This window comes from Paenibacillus sp. FSL L8-0470, from assembly GCF_038008625.1.
In the GTDB taxonomy this organism is placed as follows: Bacteria; Bacillota; Bacilli; order Paenibacillales; family Paenibacillaceae; genus Paenibacillus_AQ.
This window is the reverse complement of the sequence record NZ_JBBOZM010000001.1, coordinates 2,615,297-2,634,207: the sequence shown is the minus strand read 5'-3', so window position 1 is coordinate 2,634,207 and position 18,911 is coordinate 2,615,297. Positions and strand designations below refer to the sequence as shown.

At 51.6% G+C, this 18,911-nt stretch carries 18 protein-coding genes; 3 read left to right on the top strand and 15 right to left on the bottom strand.

The window, feature by feature from the left end:
- Nucleotides 1-25 precede the first annotated feature (25 nt).
- Both NST99_RS11790 and rpmG read right to left on the bottom strand, forming a co-directional pair.
- Nucleotides 26-1,234 carry a GTP-binding protein gene (locus NST99_RS11790; protein WP_341091803.1) on the bottom strand — a complete coding sequence of 403 codons (1,209 nt, stop codon included), beginning with the start codon at nt 1,232-1,234 and terminating at the stop codon, nt 26-28.
- Nucleotides 1,235-1,326: 92 nt separating this feature from the next.
- The gene (gene rpmG / locus NST99_RS11785) at nt 1,327-1,476 is read right to left on the bottom strand and encodes a 50S ribosomal protein L33 (RefSeq protein WP_038589539.1); all 150 of its coding nucleotides are present in this window, start codon (nt 1,474-1,476) and stop codon (nt 1,327-1,329) included.
- A 199-nt stretch (nt 1,477-1,675) separates the two neighbouring features.
- On the opposite strand from rpmG, the gene NST99_RS11780 reads away from it, so the two are divergent.
- From NST99_RS11780 to NST99_RS11770, 3 genes are read left to right on the top strand one after another with little or no spacing between them, the layout of a single operon-like run.
- Nucleotides 1,676-2,707: a CobW family GTP-binding protein gene (locus NST99_RS11780; RefSeq protein WP_341091801.1), complete on the top strand. Its 1,032-nt coding sequence runs from the start codon at nt 1,676-1,678 to the stop codon at nt 2,705-2,707.
- A gap of 30 nt (nt 2,708-2,737) precedes the next feature.
- Nucleotides 2,738-3,727: a permease gene (locus tag NST99_RS11775; RefSeq protein WP_341091799.1), complete on the top strand. Its 990-nt coding sequence runs from the start codon at nt 2,738-2,740 to the stop codon at nt 3,725-3,727.
- Nucleotides 3,728-3,762: 35 nt separating this feature from the next.
- Nucleotides 3,763-4,635: a TIGR03943 family putative permease subunit gene (locus tag NST99_RS11770; protein WP_341091797.1), complete on the top strand. Its 873-nt coding sequence runs from the start codon at nt 3,763-3,765 to the stop codon at nt 4,633-4,635.
- On the opposite strand, the gene NST99_RS11765 is transcribed toward NST99_RS11770, so the two are convergent.
- From NST99_RS11765 to NST99_RS11705, 13 genes are all read right to left on the bottom strand, one after another.
- A complete protein-coding gene (locus NST99_RS11765) occupies nt 4,628-5,020 on the bottom strand; it encodes a NusG domain II-containing protein (protein ID WP_341097622.1) in 393 nt (130 codons plus the stop codon). The two genes, NST99_RS11770 and NST99_RS11765, sit on opposite strands and share 8 nt — an antisense overlap.
- A gap of 87 nt (nt 5,021-5,107) precedes the next feature.
- Nucleotides 5,108-5,296, bottom strand: a complete 189-nt coding sequence (locus NST99_RS11760) for a DUF6954 family protein (RefSeq protein WP_341091796.1) — start codon at nt 5,294-5,296, stop codon at nt 5,108-5,110.
- Between the two features lie 93 nt (nt 5,297-5,389).
- On the bottom strand, nt 5,390-8,857 hold the full coding sequence (locus NST99_RS11755) for a PAS domain S-box protein (RefSeq protein WP_341091793.1): 3,468 nt from the start codon (nt 8,855-8,857) through the stop codon (nt 5,390-5,392).
- A gap of 458 nt (nt 8,858-9,315) precedes the next feature.
- Entirely contained in the window at nt 9,316-9,948 is a 633-nt protein-coding gene (locus NST99_RS11750; protein ID WP_341091790.1) for a hypothetical protein, read from the bottom strand.
- Nucleotides 9,945-11,171, bottom strand: coding sequence for an ABC transporter permease (locus tag NST99_RS11745; RefSeq protein ID WP_341091787.1), 1,227 nt, complete (start codon nt 11,169-11,171; stop codon nt 9,945-9,947). Before NST99_RS11745 ends, NST99_RS11750 begins: the two co-directional genes overlap by 4 nt.
- Nucleotides 11,168-12,043, bottom strand: a complete 876-nt coding sequence (locus tag NST99_RS11740) for an ABC transporter ATP-binding protein (RefSeq protein ID WP_341091785.1) — start codon at nt 12,041-12,043, stop codon at nt 11,168-11,170. The genes NST99_RS11745 and NST99_RS11740 overlap by 4 nt, the downstream gene beginning before the upstream one ends.
- A gap of 37 nt (nt 12,044-12,080) precedes the next feature.
- Nucleotides 12,081-12,371 (bottom strand): hypothetical protein, encoded by a 291-nt coding sequence (locus tag NST99_RS11735; protein ID WP_341091783.1) that lies wholly within the window; start codon nt 12,369-12,371, stop codon nt 12,081-12,083.
- On the bottom strand, nt 12,301-13,005 hold the full coding sequence (locus tag NST99_RS11730) for an RNA polymerase sigma factor (RefSeq protein WP_341091780.1): 705 nt from the start codon (nt 13,003-13,005) through the stop codon (nt 12,301-12,303). Before NST99_RS11730 ends, NST99_RS11735 begins: the two co-directional genes overlap by 71 nt.
- A gap of 220 nt (nt 13,006-13,225) precedes the next feature.
- A complete protein-coding gene (locus tag NST99_RS11725; RefSeq protein WP_341091779.1) occupies nt 13,226-14,464 on the bottom strand; it encodes a hypothetical protein in 1,239 nt (412 codons plus the stop codon).
- Between the two features lie 12 nt (nt 14,465-14,476).
- The gene (locus tag NST99_RS11720; protein ID WP_341091777.1) at nt 14,477-15,370 is read right to left on the bottom strand and encodes an ABC transporter ATP-binding protein; all 894 of its coding nucleotides are present in this window, start codon (nt 15,368-15,370) and stop codon (nt 14,477-14,479) included.
- A gap of 59 nt (nt 15,371-15,429) precedes the next feature.
- Complete coding sequence (locus tag NST99_RS11715; protein WP_341091775.1) at nt 15,430-16,221, bottom strand: hypothetical protein; 792 nt, start codon at nt 16,219-16,221, stop codon at nt 15,430-15,432.
- Nucleotides 16,148-16,747 carry an RNA polymerase sigma factor gene (locus NST99_RS11710; RefSeq protein ID WP_341091773.1) on the bottom strand — a complete coding sequence of 200 codons (600 nt, stop codon included), beginning with the start codon at nt 16,745-16,747 and terminating at the stop codon, nt 16,148-16,150. The genes NST99_RS11715 and NST99_RS11710 overlap by 74 nt, the downstream gene beginning before the upstream one ends.
- Nucleotides 16,748-17,048: 301 nt before the next feature.
- Nucleotides 17,049-18,755, bottom strand: coding sequence for a CocE/NonD family hydrolase (locus NST99_RS11705; RefSeq protein ID WP_341091771.1), 1,707 nt, complete (start codon nt 18,753-18,755; stop codon nt 17,049-17,051).
- Nucleotides 18,756-18,911: the final 156 nt, after the last annotated feature.

Below are 18,911 nucleotides of genomic sequence, written 5' to 3'. Positions count from 1 at the left end.
CTCTACTTGTGCTCGCTTACCGCCTCTACTCCTGAGCGGCTGCCAGCAGCTCCTCGGCAGGCCAAGGAAGCGGATTATTGAACTGGCTCCAGTCCTGCTGCAGTTCTTCTCCGGTAAGCAGACAGCGGTCCAGTCTGGCTTCAATCGCCGCACGGTCCATGGCCACTCCAATGAACACAATCTCATTCATCCGGTCGCCCCACTGCTCGTCCCATCCGGCCTTCACGTCAGGCTCGGCCGCCAGCACTTCAAGCTGCTGCTCCTTCGGCAGAGTCGCCAGCCAGTAACCGGCCGGACCAAATTGGATAGAAGGCCCGGCCTGGCTTAAGCTCGCGGCGAGATCGCCCTTCGCGGCCAGCCAGACCAGCCCCTTCGCCCGCACAACTTCTTCCGGCCAATTGCTGAAGAAGAAGCTTAACCTCTGCGGGTGGAAAGGTGTTCTGCGCCGGTAGACGAAGGAGCCAATGCCATATTCTTCAGTCTCCGGTGTATGCTCCTCCTTATTCAGCTCCGCAATCCAGCCGGAGGACATGCTTGTCTTCTCAAAATCAAACAAATGCGTATTAAGAATCTCCTTGGGATCAACGACACCGTTAACCGTACGGATGATCTTGGCGCCCGGCTGAAGTCTGCGCAGCACAGCCTCAAGCTTGTTCAGCTCCTGCTCTTCAACGAGATCGCATTTGTTGAGCAGCAATACGTCGCAGGTCTCAATCTGATCAATGAGCAGATCTACAATATCGCGGAAATCCCCTTCGCCTGCCGTCATATTACGGTCGATCAGACTGTCTCCGGAAGCGAAATCATGCCAGAAACGGTTGGCATCCACAACGGTGACCATCGTGTCCAGTCTGGCGAGCTCCGTCAGGTCAATATCCAGATCAGGATTGGCATACGTAAAGGTCTGCGCGACCGGAACCGGCTCGCTGATCCCGGAGGATTCGATCAGGATATAATCAAACCGGCCTTCCGCGGCCAGATTGCTCACTTCACGCAGCAGGTCGTCGCGGAGTGTGCAGCAGATGCACCCATTGGACATTTCCACCAGCTTTTCTTCGGTCCGGGAGAGCGTGTTGCCGGATTTTACCAGACTAGCATCGACATTGACCTCACTCATGTCATTGACAATGACAGCGACCTTCAAGCCGTCTCTGTTGTGCAGAATGTGATTGAGCAATGTGGTTTTACCGGAGCCCAGATATCCGCTGAGCACGGTAACAGGAATTTTATTCATAGTTTTACTCCTTAGACTTTTAGATGGGATAGGGATAACAGATGAAAAGTGATGTGCAGCGTAAGGCGGCTTCAGAACCCGGACTGCATAACTTAGCGTGTCTCACGGTGCAGCGTGACCCGTTTCAGACGCGGACAATATTTCTTCATTTCGATCCGTCCCGGCTGGGTTTTCTTGTTCTTGGTAGTGGTATAGTTGCGGTCGCCGGTTTCTGTGCAGGCCAAAGTTACAATTACTCTCACAGCGTTCATCTCCTTTTGTATAATCGTAATAATTACGATTTACACATTCTACATGTTTGAGTCCCCTACTGTCAACAAGGGCATGCAGAAAATTTCTACTCTCTCAAATATGTGGTCTTTCCTTAGATCAAATTACGTATAAATGGAAATATGAAAATATGATTCTTGCAATTGCAAGATTCAAACGGGAGTGTGGACGATGAAGATACCGGTGATTATATTAAGCGGATTTCTGGGGAGCGGGAAGACAACTCTCCTGCTCACTCTGCTGAAAGAGAGCAAGGCACGGGGACTGAATCCCGGTGTAGTGATGAATGAGCTGGGCAAACGCGATGTTGACGGCTACATTCTGCAGGAGCATACAGGGACAAGTGTGGAAAAACTGCTGGACGGCTGTGTCTGCTGCAGCCGCAAGGACGAACTGCCGGGAAGCCTGAATGCACTGCTCGCCCGGCGGCCGGATATGATCTTTATCGAGCTTACCGGCGTCGCCGATCCCGAAGAGATCGCAAAGTCGCTGCAGGAGCCTTCGTTCAGCGAGCGGCTGGCGCTGCACTATACGGTCACCCTTCTCGATGCCGAAAACATGCTTGAGTACAACAGCCGGTTTTCTGCCGACAAGCAGCTTGTCCGGACACTGCGCAAGCAAATCAGCGGGGCCGATCTGATTATCGTCAATAAAAGTGATCTTGTAGAGCCGGAAACCTTATGGAAAATTGAAAAGGCCGTCCGCAAGTATAATTCGGAATCCGAGATTGTGTTTACCCACTACAGTGAAATCAACGTGGCTCCGCTGCTGGCCGGCATCACTGCCCGGACATCCCGTACCGCAGCTGCCCAGCGCAGCTCCCGCAGCATCAACGGGACCGTGCTTAAACGGATGAACGCCGGTCAGCCCCAGGGTGCAACCGCTGTGCAGGAACCGGGGCTTGAAGCCGAACCCTCGTATTCGCAGGTGGCTGCTGTGACGCTGACATTCCCGCAAGCGGAGGAAAGCGGAATCTACAGGGAACAGCTGGAGGGCTTCTTCCGCGAATGGGGCGGCAGCCTGCTGCGGGCTAAAGGACATGTACGGCTGAGGGGTCAGGCTGAAGTCCAGCTGGTACAATTTGCCGGAAACCGCGCAAGCTGGGAGCCGTCGCGTTATCCGGGACTACCTTATGTCGTTTTCATAGGGTTGCATTTGGATGAACAGCAGCTGACGGAGCGCTGGTCTGCACTGTTCGGTTAATACTGCATGCCGGGAAGGAGCCAAGATGCCTTGACAACCTTTTCTCCGTTTAAAATACTGCCGCTGCTCATTCCCGCCGTCTTTCTGATTATTGCGGGCATCGTGTGGCTGCCGGAGCACCCGGAGCTGCTGGACAATGCCTATGTGGATACGTTCAAAACAGCTTTTATCGGCATTCTGCTGGAAGCCCTGCCGTTTGTGCTGCTGGGTGCGCTGCTGTCTTCCCTGCTCCGCGTATTCGTTCCGGACGAGATCATCTCACGCTGGATTCCGCAGAGACCGGTTCCGGCGATCCTGTTCGGCTGTCTGCTCGGCATCCTCTTTCCCGTATGCGAATGCGGCATGATTCCGCTGGTCCGCCGTCTGATGCATAAGGGAATGCCGCTGTATGTTGCCATCGTATTCATTCTCTCGGGACCCGTGGTCAATCCCGTCGTTTATGGGGCGACACTGACGGCCTTCCGCTCCCATCCCGGACTTGCTTATTCCCGGATCGGTCTTGCGTTTGCCGTTGCCGCGCTGATCGGCCTTATCGTTTACATCACGGTAAAAAAGTCACCGCTGCGGCTTTCTATTCAGCGTGAAACCGCGGAACGCCATGAACAAGGCACACGCGGAGGCAAGCTGGTTGCCGTCTTCGTGCACACATCGGACGAGTTTTTTGAGATGGGCAAATATTTGATTATCGGCTGCCTGCTGACCTCCGGCATTCAGAGCTTTATGAATCAGGGCAGTCTGGCCGCTATTGGGGAGAAGCCGCTGGGATCCTATCTGTTCATGATGGGGCTGGCCTTTGTCCTCTCCTTATGTTCAACCTCCGATGCCTTTGTCGCTTCCACCTTTCTGCACACATTCCCGGCGGGATCACTGCTGGCATTTATGGTGCTTGGACCGATGCTGGATTTCAAAAATTCGCTGATGCTGCTCTCGCTGTTCAAGACGAAGTTCGCGCTTTACTTATTTTTTCTTATCTTCTCCGCCGTCTTTATCGGATCGGTGCTGGTTTCATTAGGGTTATGATGCTATTTCTTACAAAAATTTCAGGAGGGCCAGAGATGAACGATTCCGGCAGCATCCGGTTCCACTATCTGCTCAGGGCGGTTATTCTGCTTCTCTTCGCGCTGTACATTGGACATCTGGTCCAGCAGGACGCGCTGCATTATTATGTCGCCCCGAAGCTGGCGCGCTGGATTAAGCTCTGTCCCGTACCCCTTGCGCTCATGGCACTCAGCCTGGGGATTCAGGCCTTGTTCGGCAACAGCAGTGTCCTGTGCGACTGCGAGCACCGCCTGCCCCGCACCGGGCTCAGAAGCAGCGCGCTATACGGCTTGTTCCTGCTTCCGCTGCTGCTCGGCTTCCTGCTTCCCGACCGTGCTCTGGGCAGCGCGGCCGCAGCCAAAAAGGGCATCGCCTTAACCTATACCACGGTGGAACCGCGGGAAAAAGAGTCATTCGTTGCAGCCAATCCTTATCAGGCGGAATTCGCGGAGCTTGCCGCCAACCTTCACGCACAGGATGTCATTACGGTCTATCCCGAAATTTTCTCCGAAACCTTCGGAGCAATCGACCTGTATAAAGGCCAGTTTGCAGGTAAAGAGATCACCGTCTCAGGTTTCCTGTACCGCGAACCGGCGGTGGCAGGCACAAGTTCGTATGCGGTCAGCCGTTTTCTCGTCCAATGCTGTACTGCCGATGCCACTCCTTTCGGAATCCTGCTTGATCCGCAAACACAAATAAGCCTGCCCGCCGATACCTGGATTGAGGTTCGGGGCAAGCTTCAGGTTGTGAAATACGGCGGCAAGGAACTCATGCGGATTGCTGCAGACAGCATTACAGCGATTCCCCAGCCCTCCACTCCTTACGTGTACACCAATGCCGACTCAGTAGCCGCATGGAAGCAGATTCAAAGTTTACCAGCAGCTAAATAACTGCATCCAGCTCATCATCATCAATGGATCTATCCGGGTTGACGACTTCAACCATCAGCCGGGCCGGGATGCAAATAATCTGCTGCCTCGGCCTGGAAATAAAGCCCATCTCCAGGGCAATCGGCAGCGGTGCATCAGAATACGTCATCTGAATTCCGTAATCATACACTTTTAGTATATTGTGGCCGAACTTAGTCTTCATCTCAATAATCTGCTCTTCTTTGGTCAATGAAACAGTCTTATACTCTTTGCCATTCACTGTAATAACGGCTTTCAGATCCCCTTGTGCATAATGCTCATTCCGGTTATTCATCCATTTGACTCCGTAGATGGAGCCGGCTACAAGTAAAACCAATACAATAATGACAAAATCGCCGCGTTTCATCTTTTGCAATCGCGTTACCCTCTCGCTGGCTATATTTATACGTAATAATTACGAATAGTCTAAATATAGTCAGCGCAGCAGACTTTGTCAATGCTTGCCCACCCGTTTCAGCAGACTGCGCATCCATACGGTGATCGCCGTATAAATCAGCAACACGACAATCAGCGTAAGGGTTCGTTCCTTGGCAGAGCCGTCAGCGAACAGTACGGGACCCAGGCCGAAGAACGTGGTCAGCAGGTAAAGGATCGCGAACAGCACATACAACAACATTCTCATTAACGGCCCTCTCTCCTTCCTTTTGAACCTTCATTCTTTCAGAATAACCTCAATGGAGGCCAATCATTCCTGACTCCCGTATGCTGCTTCAGTCTATCTGCGGGAATAAGCCGACCATTCCCTCAGCACCCTGTCCAGCTCCTCCGGCCGGATCGGCTTGGAGATGAAATCCTGCATGCCGGCCCTCAGGCACATCTCCTTGTCTTCTTTGCGGGCAAAAGCTGTAGTAGCGATAATGACCGGGGACAATCCGAGCTCCTCGCGGATTTTGGCTGTTGCTTCAATCCCATCCATGAGCGGCATCTGAATGTCCATAAATACCAGATCATATTGCCCGGTGAGCACGGCCTCGACCGCTATTTCCCCGTTGGACGCCACATCGGAATCATATCCCCGCTTCTTGAGATATGCCTGCAGCAATCTCAGGTTCACAGGATGATCCTCGGCAACTAGAATCGAGAGCGGACCGTACACCCCGCTGGAGGAGCCTTTGTACTTGCTACGGTTCTCACGCCGTTCCGTAGCAGGGAACGCAGCAGCGCCACCCTCGGAGGTGATTTCTCTTGGAAGAGTGGCATGGAGGGTGAAATAGAACTCCGAGCCTTCATCTTCACGGCTCTCCACGCCTATCGCTCCACCCAGCAGCTCCACCAGCTTTTTGCTGATAGCCAGTCCCAGACCTGTTCCGCCATATTTGCGGTTGATCGATGGATGCAGTTGGGAGAAGGATTGGAACAGCAGCCCTTGGCTGTCCAGCGGAATACCGATCCCAGTATCCGTCACGGTAAATTTAAGAACACACTCGCCGGAATCCCTGGATGACACCAGCTTCAATTGAATCCCGATCTCCCCTTCCTCGGTGAATTTCACCGCGTTGCCGACCAGGTTTACAAGAATCTGGCGCAGTCTGGCCTCATCCGTTAATACCAGCGTTGGCAGCGCGTCATCCAGCTCGCAGTTTAGCGAGAGCCCCTTCTCTTTGATACGGGGATAAAAGATATCTGTGACGTTCGATACAACCTGGCGGAGATCCACGGCTTGCAGCTCAATCGTCATCATGCCCGCCTCAATTTTGCTGAAATCAAGCACCTCATTCAGAATATGCAGCAGCGTCCCACCGCTTTTGGTTATAATCTGCGTATAATATTGCTGTTCTTCGTCAAGTTCGGTGCCTTCAAGCAAATCAGCCATGCCGATAATCCCGTTCATGGGTGTGCGCAGCTCATGGCTCATAATGGCCAGAAATTCCGATTTGGCCCGGTCCGCCTGCTCGGCAGACTCCTTAGCCCGTACAATCGCCTTCTCTTCGGTAATGTCGCGGAACACAACCACAACACCCTTCCGTACACCGTTATCGAACAGAGGGGTCATCCGGTATTTGACGAGAAAGCTTGAACCGTCCTGTCTCCAGAATACGCCCTCTTTCTCATCATAGGTGAGATGATCTTCCAGCCATTCCCGCAGGGGCTTCCGCCCTCCAGGATACGGCTCACCGTCGAGCCAGGTCTGCTCGATCGTAGGCAGCCTGATCTCACCCGCCAGCTCCCCGGCTTCGTAGCCAAGCATTGCGGATGCCGCCGGATTGATAAATACCGTTGCACCCTCAAGATTCATGCCAAAAATACCTTCTGAAACGGAATTCAGAATCAGCGCATGCTCATAGCTGAGCTTCTCAATCTGCTCCAGATGCCGTTTGCGCTCCGTAATATCGCTCGTAATGGCGAATACGCCCACAACCCGGCTGTCTACCATTATCGGCACATAAATCATACTGACCTCGACAACATGCCCATCCCGGTGAAGCAGTCTGCTCTCAAAGGTTTGAGCTACACCGCTGGCAGCAACAAGAAAGCGTTCTGCCACAAAATCCAGCTCTTCCGGATCAAAGATATCGCTGTAGTTTGACAACAGCAGGCTTTCACAGGAATACCCTGTCAAATACTGCAGGCTGGCATTCAGCGATTGAATCCGTCCCTGCAAATCCATCGCGCTGATAGCCGAAGGGTTATATTCAAACAAAGACTTATAGCGGTTTTCGCTCTCCAGCATCTTGAGCTCATATTGCTTCCGCTCCGAGATGTCGCGGGTGATGCCGACAATCTCCGTATCCCCTCCAGCACCGGTACCAATGTGGCGCAGGGTTGTTTCTGTCCAGATGTAAGAGCCGTCTTTACACAGAAACCGGAAGACGATCGGCTCAAGCCTTTCCCCTTTCATGCTGCTGCGCAGATAGGCCTGGACACGGGCTGCATCCTCAGGATGAATATAATCCATTCCCCCGGTGCCTACCATCTCTTCTGGTGTATATCCGAACATCTGCAGACAGACCGGAGAGGCATACAGATAGGTTGCTTCCTCATCGGTTGCATTGCGGGAAATGAAATCCTGGGAATTTTCCGAAATGAGCCGGTAGTTCTGTTCGCTTTCCCGAAGCTGCTGCTCCATTTCCCGATGAGCTGTAATGTCCTGAACCACTCCGCTAATCTGCCTTATGTTACCTGAGGCATCCTGAGCCACTTCCCAATGGGCATCTATAAATTTCTTCGTGCCGTCGGCCGCCGTAATCCCGAAGACCGCTCCGCCTTTTGTCCCATGTTTCACCGAATCAAGCAGCGCCTCCGTAACCCTGGGCAGATCTTCAGGCTCCACACATTCCTTGATGAGCAGCGGATCGTAGACGGTATGATTGCTGAAATCATCGGTATGGCCAAAGATACTGCGCATTTCCTTGGAAGCAATCAACTGCTGGCTGGACGCCTCCCATTCCCACGAGCCCATCCGGGCCAGAAACTGGGCGTTTGCCAGCATGTCCTCGTATTTCTTCCGGACCGTTATATCACGGGCAACCGTCAAGACCTGCTGAACCCCACCCTTATCGTCGCGCATGACCTGGAAAGAGCTTTCAATCCAAAGATAGTGCCCGTCTTTATGGCGCACCCTGCGGGTAAACACATCATTATCCGAATAGAGCAGTCCCTGCTCGGTCATCTCCAATGCGTCTTCCTCATGATAATATTCCGGCCTTTTTTTACCGATCATTTCATGGGTGGAGTATCCTAGTACTCGTTCAATGGAGGGCGAGACATAATGGATCGTACCCTCAGGATCCGCGAGAGATATCAAATCCGGCGTATTCTGCGAAATCAGATTATAGAGATAATGCTCCTCCAGAATCTTCTTCTCCGCCAGCTTGCGGTCCGTAATATCCTTCATTTCCGCAATCATATATAAAGGGGGACCCGCAGCTTCATCAAAAGTCAGAAACAAATGCAGTGCCACCCAGAAGACTTCACCATTTTTGCGTGTAAATTGATTTTCACTGTCTACAGCCGCCCCCGGGCTCTGCAGCAATAGGTTTATAACCTGCTCATGATCTGCTGTGTCTTTCTCTTCCGTACAGGAAATATCCAAATACCGAAGGTTCATAAACTCCGCTTCCGTATACCCGAACATACTGCACAGTGCAGGATTGGCCAGCTGTATCGTCCCATCCTTCATGGAAACAACTGCAAATCCTGTAGAAGACCGCAAATACAGATATTTAAAAAGATTGTCGGACAATGATAGAGCCTCCTCTGTGAAAGTGGCGGACAGAAATTAAATGTAAATGTAAGTATATCTTTTTTTCGGTCAATTAGCTTCTAATATGAAGTCTATCATAGAGACAATGGAAAACGAATGAGGCAATTTACTGTTGATTTGGCATGCGAATAAGGGCTTTTTGCCCAAAAAGAATGACCATGGAAGCGGGAAAACCGTTCGATGCAGTTGCAGATCGGGACGTAATGTCAGCAATTTTGCCCGGCCAAAAACCGCCTCTCAGTCACTTTATGCCGTTTGTTTAGTTTTTCGGCTCCGGTGCAGGTCCCGCCGTCCTTGCGGGTGCTAGGTTAATACGAATCAGTATCCAATGTATTAACATACAGCCATCATTCAGGCTAAAACAAAAAAAAGCATCTATCGCCGGTTAAGCGAAGATGCTGAAGAGTTAAGTTCGTTCTATGTCAAACAGGCTGCCATCAGTCCAGTCTCCGGGCCGGAAGCAGGAAGGCACAGAACACGGCAAGTGCGCATGACAGTCCGGCGAGCAGCCACTTGTCTTGATCCCATCCGTCATTCATGAGTCCAAACAGATAAAAGTGTCCGGTCAGACGGCCCTTTGTCATAAAATCAAGCAAATACCAGGCAAAGCCGATAATGTATCCGCCTGATATGTTGCGGAGCAGAAGTGTGGCCGTCATACCTGCGGATCCTATCGCCATTGCGGTAATGGCAACCCCGCCGATCATCGGCCATAGGTCAAATACCGCGCCGCGCAAATGCAGGCTGGTGAAAAAAACGGCAATGATCAAAAAAACAAACAAAGTAGTGGAGAACCAGCGAAACAGGAAGATAGCGTGATGCCGCACCTTCTTGGCGTAGAGCACCTCACCGATTCCGCCTTCCTCCAGCATCGCGAGATGTGGGTACACGATCAGGCCAAGGAAGCTGATCAATTGTTCTCCCAGCTTGGCGATGTCTCTCCATTCCATGAGCTGAGGATCCATAAATAAATGCACGCTGCACAGCAAGGCGATGGATAGCAGCCACGAATAATGGGCGGTCAGCTTCAGGTTGTACCAACCAAGCACGCGGAGTGATTGACCTGTCATGAGGCTTCCCCCGCGACCGTTTTGGCTTTTCTAGCAGAGGTTTTGTTCCCCCGTACCCATCCAGAATCCGTCCGGCTGCGGTTTCTTTCCCAGAGCAGCGCGGTTCCGGCTGCCAGCAGTACCGCAAGCAGAATGTAAAAGCTGCGGTTAATTGCGATCTCATCCACCCAGCCTTTATATAAATCAGCGTCCCTTGGCGTATTAAAGCGGATGATCAGCTTGTACAGCCCATAGGAGCCCATAAGCGGCAGTGCGGAAATAAACCACCAGACGATCTGCAGAGCGATCGGCACAATCCCCCGGCGGAACAGCATAGAGCCGAACATACCGAAGGCAATCGAAGCCCAGACTGTGGGCAACAGCCACCAAGCTGTGTATCCAAGGAAGAGGAAAATCGTCTCCGCCGTCTGTCCCTTCAGTTCCAGGGCATTTGCGGTCTGCCAACCGCCGGCGACAGCAAGCACAAGATAAATCAGGGAGAGCATAATCCCTAGTGCGATAAACTTTGAACCAACGTAGGTCCATGGCGAAACCCGACGGCTGTAAATCAGCTCACTCATTCGGCTGGAACGATCGCGGAGCAGCACAAAAGCTGATAGGAACACGGGAAACATACCGGCCGAAAGTGAAAGATAATCGCTGAAATACCGTGCGGCTCCGGGCAGCAGCTCTCCGGCCTCTACAACCTCGTTGTAGCGTGCAAGCGTTTGTTCCTGCGCTTTCACCGCCTCATCGTAGTTCTCTATCGCAAAACCGAATTCATCCATCCCTTTTTTGTACATACTGTTTCCGCCAAGTTGCTTGTTTAAATCATCGGCAACCTTGTAAACATCATCCATCGTGTACTTATCCGGATCTTTAATAATGTTGTCCAGCTTGGAAGCAGCTTCGGTGAGGGCAGCTTTTTCTTGCTTGTCCAGCTTGCTCTCGAGCGGAAAACCGATTCTCAGCTTGGTTGTTGAACCGGCATTCAGGTCCCAGCCAATCTCTTTCCTAATTTGCGTAGCAAGCTCAGAGGTGTTCCCGGGCAGCTTCCAGCCGTAAAAAGGATGTTCCGGGGGACCCACATTTTGCGGCTCAGTCATAACGGGAGGCCGAAGCTCGCTCCAGGTCTGCTCTGCTGCATATTCGGTGAAATAGAAGAAGCAGGCCACTAGTATAAATACATAAAAGACGAGACTGCGCAGAATCATGCGAATCTCTTTACCAATGAGCCCTATCATACGAACGACTCCTCCTTGCGCATCAGGTAAAGATAGGCATCCTCAATGGACGGTATGGCCTGCTGCGCTCCCTGATAAGGCTGCTGATCGGCGAGAACACGGATGCGCATTCCTGTGCCTTCCGGCACAGCGGACAGCACGGGAAGGCGGTCGCGGTCCCGTTCCCACTGCGCCCGGTCAAGCTCCACCGTCCAGACGCGTCCGGCGGCAGCCCCCGTCAGGTCGCCGATTCTGCCGTGGTAGCGCAGACTTCCCTTATGCAGCACGGTCATTTGCTCACAGGTGGATTCCACATCCTCGACAACGTGGGTGGACAGCAGCACGATTCTCCCCTCAGAGAACCGGCCGAGGAGCCGGCGAAAACGGATCCGCTCTTCCGGATCAAGCCCTGCCGTCGGCTCATCGACGATCAGCAGCTTCGGTTCATGTACCATTGCCTGGGCCACGCCGAGCCGGCGCTTCATTCCGCCGGACAGTGCTTTCACTTTGGTCCGGCGCTGCTCCGTCAGGTTCACCTGCTCCAGCAAATCGTCGATTCTCCGCTTCCGCTCCGAATGCCCCTTCACCCCGGACAAAAGTGCGAGATAATCCATCGCTTCAAGCACCGACATCCCTGGATAAAATGCAAATTCCTGCGGCAGATAACCGACCAGCTGGCGGATCTGCGCTTTGTCCGTCAACGGCACTCCACCGATCGTTGCTTTGCCGGACGTGGGTGTAAGTAAAGTTGCAAGCAGCCGCATTAGCGTTGTTTTACCTGCCCCGTTAGGACCAAGCAGGCCGTGTATCCCTTCGCCTACTTTGAAGCTGACACCGTTTAAAGCCTGCTTTTCCCCGTAGGTCTTGGTCAGTTGTTCAATTACAAGTTCCATTCTGGTCCTCTCCCTCAAATATTTTTGACTCCCATTACTAATCGCTTTCCTGGTCCCAGGCAAACTCCGTGTTCTCCACCATCAGTCCTATTCCGATCAGGAGGAGTGACAGCAAGACGAGCAACACTCGATCAATGACTTCGAACTTGATCATTACAAAAACAACAACCGCAGTAAGCACAATACCCGCCAGCTTAGTATTTCTTTGTCTGTCGAGCTGCCGGCTGTTTCTCTGCACCTTCTCTGCTTCACGTTTGTCAAACTCCAGCAGACGGGCTTTCCGGTACACTTCCTCTAGAAACGCTTGTTCCTCTTCGGCTGGCTTCACAATCCCACTCCTCCTTTTCGTAAATCTGCCTCAGCTTCTTACGGGCCCGGTGCAGCAATACTTTGAAGCTCACCGTGGTACGGCCCATAATAGCTGCCGCTTCTGTATAAGACATCTCACCTATATCAACGAGATACACGGCCATCCGGTAATCCGGTTTGAGCGCAAGCAACCGCCGTTGCCACTCCCGGTTCTCCTCGTGCACAATCGCCATCCGCTCGGGATCCTCCCTGCCGGGAGGCGGCATGCCGTTCCCTTCAGGCAGGTTCTCTCCTGAAATATTCCCTGAAAAGACGGCATCGGGACGGCTTCGCATTCCTGCTTCAACCGGCAAGATCCCCTGCCGCTGCCGCTTCCGCAAGGAATCTATGCTTTTGTTGCGGAGGATCGTGAACAAATAGGTTTTAAAAGACGCGCGGGCATCGAATCTCTCCGGATACACCAGCAGATAGGCAAAAGAGTCCTGTGCCAAATCCTCGGCGGTATGATAATCCCCGGTCAGATGATAGGCAAACCCTACCGCAGGCTGCCGGTATTGACGAACCAGCCATTCAAAGGCCTCCCGTTCTCCCTGCCGGAACCGGAGCAGCACGGCTGCCTCATCATCCGGGTGACCCGCAGCCTCATCCTCCATAATGGAGCGCTGCCTGTTTCCTCTCTGGATATCGTTCGTCCGAATCCCCTCCTCTCCCGCAGCCTTCTACTACTTATTCGTCCAAGCCTCCGAAATAGTTACAGTGCTTCCGAAAAAAACAAAACGGGTCCGCAAACTGCTGCATCAGCAATCTGCGAATCCGTACTTTTTTGACTACTTCCGCTTGGGACTTGAGAGCTGAAACTTTGAGTCTTTCCTATCAAACCACCTGATGGTTTCTGAAGGCGCGATAAGTAAAGGGCAGGAGCAGGACAATAACGATGATTGCAAAGCCTGTAGCGAACTTATAGCTGGGAATCAGCTGTCCAAACACAGAATACACCTCGTATTCGGTTACTCTTGTAATGCCGTCAACCATTTTGCCAGGAAATAGGTTCATCATATGATTGTACAAGCGGCTACTCTTGCTAGCCGGAAAAAACAGCGGGCCAATCAGCAAAATGACAATGAAAATGATAACGGGAAATGGGGTGCTCATCCGGCTGGACAGCCAAAGCGTCACCGCCCCCACGATCAGACAGGCCAGGCTGCCAATGAGAATTGCCCACAAATAGGTCTGAAGCACCGTGAAAGGAACCGGAGCAAAAAGCTTGATCATCTGCACGCTGGCGCTTCCCCCATCAAATCCAAAAATCCCAAGCATCAAGAGAGTATAGATGCCTAATCCCACAGCTAGCAAGCCAAGGGAGACAATCAAGCCGGCTTTTAATTTGGCGGCAATCACCTTATTGCGGCCATAACGGGAGGACAAGATTATTGCATCCGCCCCGCTCTGGTATTCACCGGCAAAGACAGGAGCAAGCCAAATTGCAATCACAAACGCGCTGATCAATAAAACAAACTGCAGGTTCTCGAACACACTCTCCCAGCCGCTTACATAGTCCATTTGGAAGGGGACCGGAATGGACTTATTCATCCGCATAAAAAAAGCATTCTCTTTGGCAGAAGCATTGCCGGGAGTATAATCCCGGTCTATGTACTCTTTCACCTTATCGAGACGTTCCTGATAGAAGGTCTTTGCTGTATTTGGTGTCATGCTGTCGATAATATAATGATCGTATTCACGGGAATGGGAAAAAGCAAACCGGATCAACGTATCAATCTGATAACTCTGCTCTTTGTAGGTTACATAAGCCTCATTTGTGAGCTCCCCCTTCTCGTTAAGGTTTTTCGGATCATGCATGACTTTTTGATGATGCTTGACTGCAGCCGCTATTCTCTCTACCGTGAGCGGTCCGGCAAGCTGGCGGTTGTATTCCTTTCGGAGCGGGATGGCTTCCAGTCCCTTTAGATCATTGCCGTCCTTGTCCGTTATGTACGCACCCGAAACGAGCGCCCATACTCCTAATAAGGCCACGACGATTACAAGTGCTATGCCTATAAAAAATGATTTCCGTCTCATGATCTTTCTGAGCTCAAACCGGGTCAGAATATCCATAAACTGTACCTCCTATTTGACTTCGCCCGCCGCTGCAGCCGATTCATCTTGAAAATGGTATAGAAACAAGTCTTCAAGCGTCGGTGGAACCGAAACTGCATGAGCTGCGGGTTGGACCTTAGAGACAATACGCAGCTCAACCCGGTCCCGCTCATGCCGCAGATTGCTCACACAGTACCGTTCATTCCACACCTCCGCTTCCCTCGCCGGAACATGGCATAACCAGACATTGCCCTCCATCGTAGCTGTCAGCTGCTCTACCGTCCCGCTCATTAACAGTGCACCCCGTTTCATCACCAGAATCTGATCGGCGATATATTCCACATCGGATACAATATGTGTCGACAGGAGGATGATCTTATCGCGGGCCAGATCGGCTATAAGGTTGCGGAAGCGTACCCGTTCCTTGGGATCCAGTCCCGCCGTTGGCTCGTCCAGCACCAGCAGGCGGGGATCATTCAACAGCGCCTGGGCGATACCCAGCCTCTGCTTCATTCCCCCGGAAAAAGTGCGGATTTTCTTGCGGGCTGCCTCCTCCAGAGCTACCATGCGCAGCAGTTCACGGGCTTTTCCCTTCGAAGCCTTCAGGGTCAGCCCTTTCAACGATCCGACGTACCACAGAAACTCTTCCGCGCTGAAATCGGGATAATATCCGAAGTCCTGAGGCATGTAGCCCAGCAGATCGCGGTATTGTTCCCCCATGCGGCCAATCTCCTGGCCGTTCATCTGGATCATCCCCGAGGTCGGACTGAGAATACCGCAGATCATTCGCATCAGCGTTGTTTTACCTGCTCCGTTAGCTCCGAGTAAACCATACACACCACTGGTCAGCCGGGCCGATATGCCGTTCACCGCCTGTTTCGCGGCAAAACGCTTGCTTAGCTCATTTATAGTCAGTTCCAACATGTGATGAACCCTCCTTATTTAATGCTCCCTGTAGCCAAGCGGCCTGCGCCGCGGTAATTTCAAATCAGGCTGGAAGCGGTCTCCAGACTCCGGCAAGTCTTGCGCAAACCGCGTACCTGCAGGGCTATTCCTGCGGTTGTCACCAGCAGCATCGTCTGCCATACTCCCATTGCCGCTGGTTCAAACACCCAAAGGTTGGGGGTAAAGGCAAGTATCATCTGAACCAAAGCCACCATGCCGGCGAAGGTCAGGCAGTAATATCCGCAGCTTGGGGTGCGAACCCGATTGAGCAGCCACAGGCAGCCGAGGCAAGTTAAATTAAAAGGCACCAGCAGATAGATCAGCATGGTTGCAACATCACTATGTATCCAAACACTTAATATCGCAGCCAGCAGGGTCAGACCCAGCAAATCCGCCATCCCCAGCAGACTCATGCGGACCATCGTCAGCTTCTCCAGGAGATGGCGGGTGCTGAGTTCTATCTCCAGCATATTACAGCGAAGCGAACGGGTCAGAGTACGGATTCCAGCCATTACCAGCAGAGGCGAGGATATAGAGACCATCATGACGATTTGCACACTCTCACCCATTTCCTGAAGGGCGTTTCGCAGTAACAGCACCATTCCCAGGACGATCAGCAATTGTACGGCCCATACCTTCCGGCTGATGAAGCGAAGCTGGGCCAGATAGAACTCTCCGAACGACGTTCTCCGCCCGGCTTGTCGCTGGCGCAGCACCTCCACCGCCCCTCTGGCGGTATCTTCAAGATGCTGCCGTTCAATGGGGGGCGTGGGGTAGTTCCTTAGGGCGTTGACGATGGCTTGCTCTGATCTCTTGTTCAACGGCTTCATTCCTTTCCAAGTAGCTTCTTAGTACAGCCAGCCCGCGCTTCACCCGGTACTGCACCATACACACGTTCACTCCTGTTACGCGGGCAATGTCACGGTAGGTCAGATCGAGGCAAAAGCGCATAAACACCAGTTCCCGCTGCGCTTCAGGCAGCAGCTCAAACAGCTCATGCACCAGCTGCTCTCTTTCCACCTGTTCTTCTATAGAGCTGCTTTGCTGTGCACCCCTCCAGTCTGCTGCATCCCCCTCGTCCTCCAGGGATAGCGGCTGTCCCTTCCTTAAATGATCGTTGCATAGATGGCGGGCGATTGTGTATAAGTACGCACGGCATTTTCCGGCGTCAGTATAACGCTCAATATGGCGGCAGAAGCGGTAAAAGGTCTCTTGAGTTAAATCCTTCGCCTCTTCCGCGTTCCGTACCCGCCAGCAGCAATACTTCTGGATGCCAGCGTAGTGCCGCTCTATCAGCGGTGTCAGATACTCGGTTTCCCCCTCCTGAATCCGCCGAATCCATTCCTTTTCATCCACCTCGTCCCCTCCTCTCTAATAGGTATAACTGTTTTTCTGCCGGAAAAAATGAACAGATATTGTGTCATTCTTGTGACGTTATGCAAGACCCGGAGGAACGGATAGGCAAAAAAAGAAGCAGCGGCTAGAAAGCTCACTGCATCTCAAGATTGCTCAAGGATTAAGGTTAGTATGTATTTCCGTTCTCTATACGCGCCAAATCGGTAATTCGCATCATGAACATATGGCAGGGAAGATCTCAATGACATGTAATAAAAAAACTAAAATCTGAGCAAAGATAAGCATATCATGTTAAATCCAGTTAGGGTATGATCGGCAGCAATAAATAAGAATCAAATTCATCCCCTGTATATAGAGTAACGTCTGCTTCCCAAACCCTGTCATCCGCCGTCTGAGTCAGCAGTGCGCAGCCGCTCTGATTCTGGCTGCCAATTTCCAGGAGCAGCCGATTTCCTTTAGATACAACAATCGCGCTATCCCATATCTCTATATCCAAGGGGTAGACTTCCCCGGGAATCAGTTTTTGAATCTCATCGAAGCTGTAGTAGGGCTTATATTCCGCCGATAATTGATCATCTGTTTTACGTAAGGAAGCGCGTAGCCAGCCTTGGCTAATGGGAAATTGATCCGTTAGTGCTCCTGAATTAACTACCTCATTGCCAAGAGGGTCAATGTTGCGCAAAGATACAAAAATATCCATATCATCTGTAGTTGACGATGCCCACAAGCGGAGCTTGATAGGTCCCAGAATCTCTGTTTCGTTCTCGAACGGAGCCGTTTCAAACAGAATACGCTTGGAGTTGTTTTCCTCTCTCGAGAATGCTTTCACCATAAAGGGCCCGGCCCAGTGCCTGGACTCGCGCTCCTTATCGCCATCATAGCAAAGCTGGCTCTTGGCTTGCGGAAGTTCCACTGAAAGCAGCTTTGAGCTTGCATCAAGGTAAAATCGTGTCCATTGGGTACGCTTAAGCGGATACTCATTCTCGTAGCGCCATGTGTAGCTATTACCTCCGCGGGGAATGGCAAGCTTCACCTTCGGCTCCCTCGTTATGCCGGTATCGATTCCCTTGAGCCAATAATCGAGGAATTTTTTCTGCAGCTCACGACCCTGAGCGGTATAGAATTCACCAACATGGCTGCCGATATGAACTTCAAGCCACTTGTGCTCCGATGCTGCATTCTGAAATCCCAGAAAGTTCCCCCGGGTATGCATTCCAGCGCTAAACCAGTTGCTTGCGGATAATAAAGGTACCTCTACTTTGCTTAGATCAGAGAACCGATTCGTCCACGATTGATCACGTAATGGATTGTTTTTGACCATCTCCGGGAAATCAATGCGATTGTCCTGCAGTTGTTCCTCAGAAAGGCTTCCACCGGGATTGTATTGATGTGTCAAAACTCCGTTTTCCCACCAGAATGAAAGAAAGCCGTTTACTTGAATTCCACCCGGATAACAGAAATCCGCATAATAATCTACTGTACCTTCCCAAGGTATGATGCACGCTAAATGTGGAGGTTGTTCGGATGCCACAGCCCATTGGCTCATTGCCAAGTAGGAGATGCCCAGCAGTCCTATCCGTCCATTGCTCCAGGCTTGCGTTCCAGCCCATTCGATTGCATCATAATAATCCTTCTTTAAAGCACTTGATAATATATCAAGCTTCCCTGGAGAATTACCGATACCACGTTCATCTACTCGTAATACAGCATACCCTTGTGGCACCCAATATTCAGGATTTGGTGTTTCCCAGCTAAGTAACGGCCCTTTATCCTGCAAATGGGTATATTCTATTGCAACCGTCGGGTTAGCAGGAGCAAATTGCGAGAAATGCGTATCCTTTCCATACGGACACATCGTCATGATTACTGGAAAATCCCCGTCCGCATTAGGCTGATAAAGATTTGCGGCGAGATAATTCCCATCTCTCATAGGAATCTTAACTTCCTTCCAGGTAAGCTCATAAAAGTGATTACTTCTTTCGTTAGTGTCGATAGGCAGAGGATTCATAGCTTGCCTCCATTTGATAGTTTTTCTTGAAACCAGTTAATCAATAAGCTGTGTTCTCCTGTGTCCTGTTTAATAGCATGTGAACTTTCCTTATAAGATGTGTTGTATATGCCGGATACATTTCCCTCCAAATATTAGTACACATGTACTAAAGCA

Excerpts from the sequence above, each read along its gene's own strand:
- NST99_RS11790 (WP_341091803.1), bottom strand. The coding sequence starts at position 1,234 with ATGAATAAAATTCCTGTTACCGTGCTCAGCGGATATCTGGGCTCCGGT.
- NST99_RS11780 (WP_341091801.1), top strand. The coding sequence starts at position 1,676 with ATGAAGATACCGGTGATTATATTAAGCGGATTTCTGGGGAGCGGGAAG.
- NST99_RS11770 (WP_341091797.1), top strand. The coding sequence starts at position 3,763 with ATGAACGATTCCGGCAGCATCCGGTTCCACTATCTGCTCAGGGCGGTT.
- NST99_RS11765 (WP_341097622.1), bottom strand. The coding sequence starts at position 5,020 with ATGAAACGCGGCGATTTTGTCATTATTGTATTGGTTTTACTTGTAGCC.
- NST99_RS11760 (WP_341091796.1), bottom strand. The coding sequence starts at position 5,296 with ATGAGAATGTTGTTGTATGTGCTGTTCGCGATCCTTTACCTGCTGACC.
- NST99_RS11750 (WP_341091790.1), bottom strand. The coding sequence starts at position 9,948 with ATGACAGGTCAATCACTCCGCGTGCTTGGTTGGTACAACCTGAAGCTG.
- NST99_RS11745 (WP_341091787.1), bottom strand. The coding sequence starts at position 11,171 with ATGATAGGGCTCATTGGTAAAGAGATTCGCATGATTCTGCGCAGTCTC.
- NST99_RS11740 (WP_341091785.1), bottom strand. The coding sequence starts at position 12,043 with ATGGAACTTGTAATTGAACAACTGACCAAGACCTACGGGGAAAAGCAG.
- NST99_RS11730 (WP_341091780.1), bottom strand. The coding sequence starts at position 13,005 with ATGGAGGATGAGGCTGCGGGTCACCCGGATGATGAGGCAGCCGTGCTG.
- NST99_RS11725 (WP_341091779.1), bottom strand. The coding sequence starts at position 14,464 with ATGGATATTCTGACCCGGTTTGAGCTCAGAAAGATCATGAGACGGAAA.
- NST99_RS11720 (WP_341091777.1), bottom strand. The coding sequence starts at position 15,370 with ATGTTGGAACTGACTATAAATGAGCTAAGCAAGCGTTTTGCCGCGAAA.
- NST99_RS11715 (WP_341091775.1), bottom strand. The coding sequence starts at position 16,221 with ATGAAGCCGTTGAACAAGAGATCAGAGCAAGCCATCGTCAACGCCCTA.
- NST99_RS11705 (WP_341091771.1), bottom strand. The coding sequence starts at position 18,755 with ATGAATCCTCTGCCTATCGACACTAACGAAAGAAGTAATCACTTTTAT.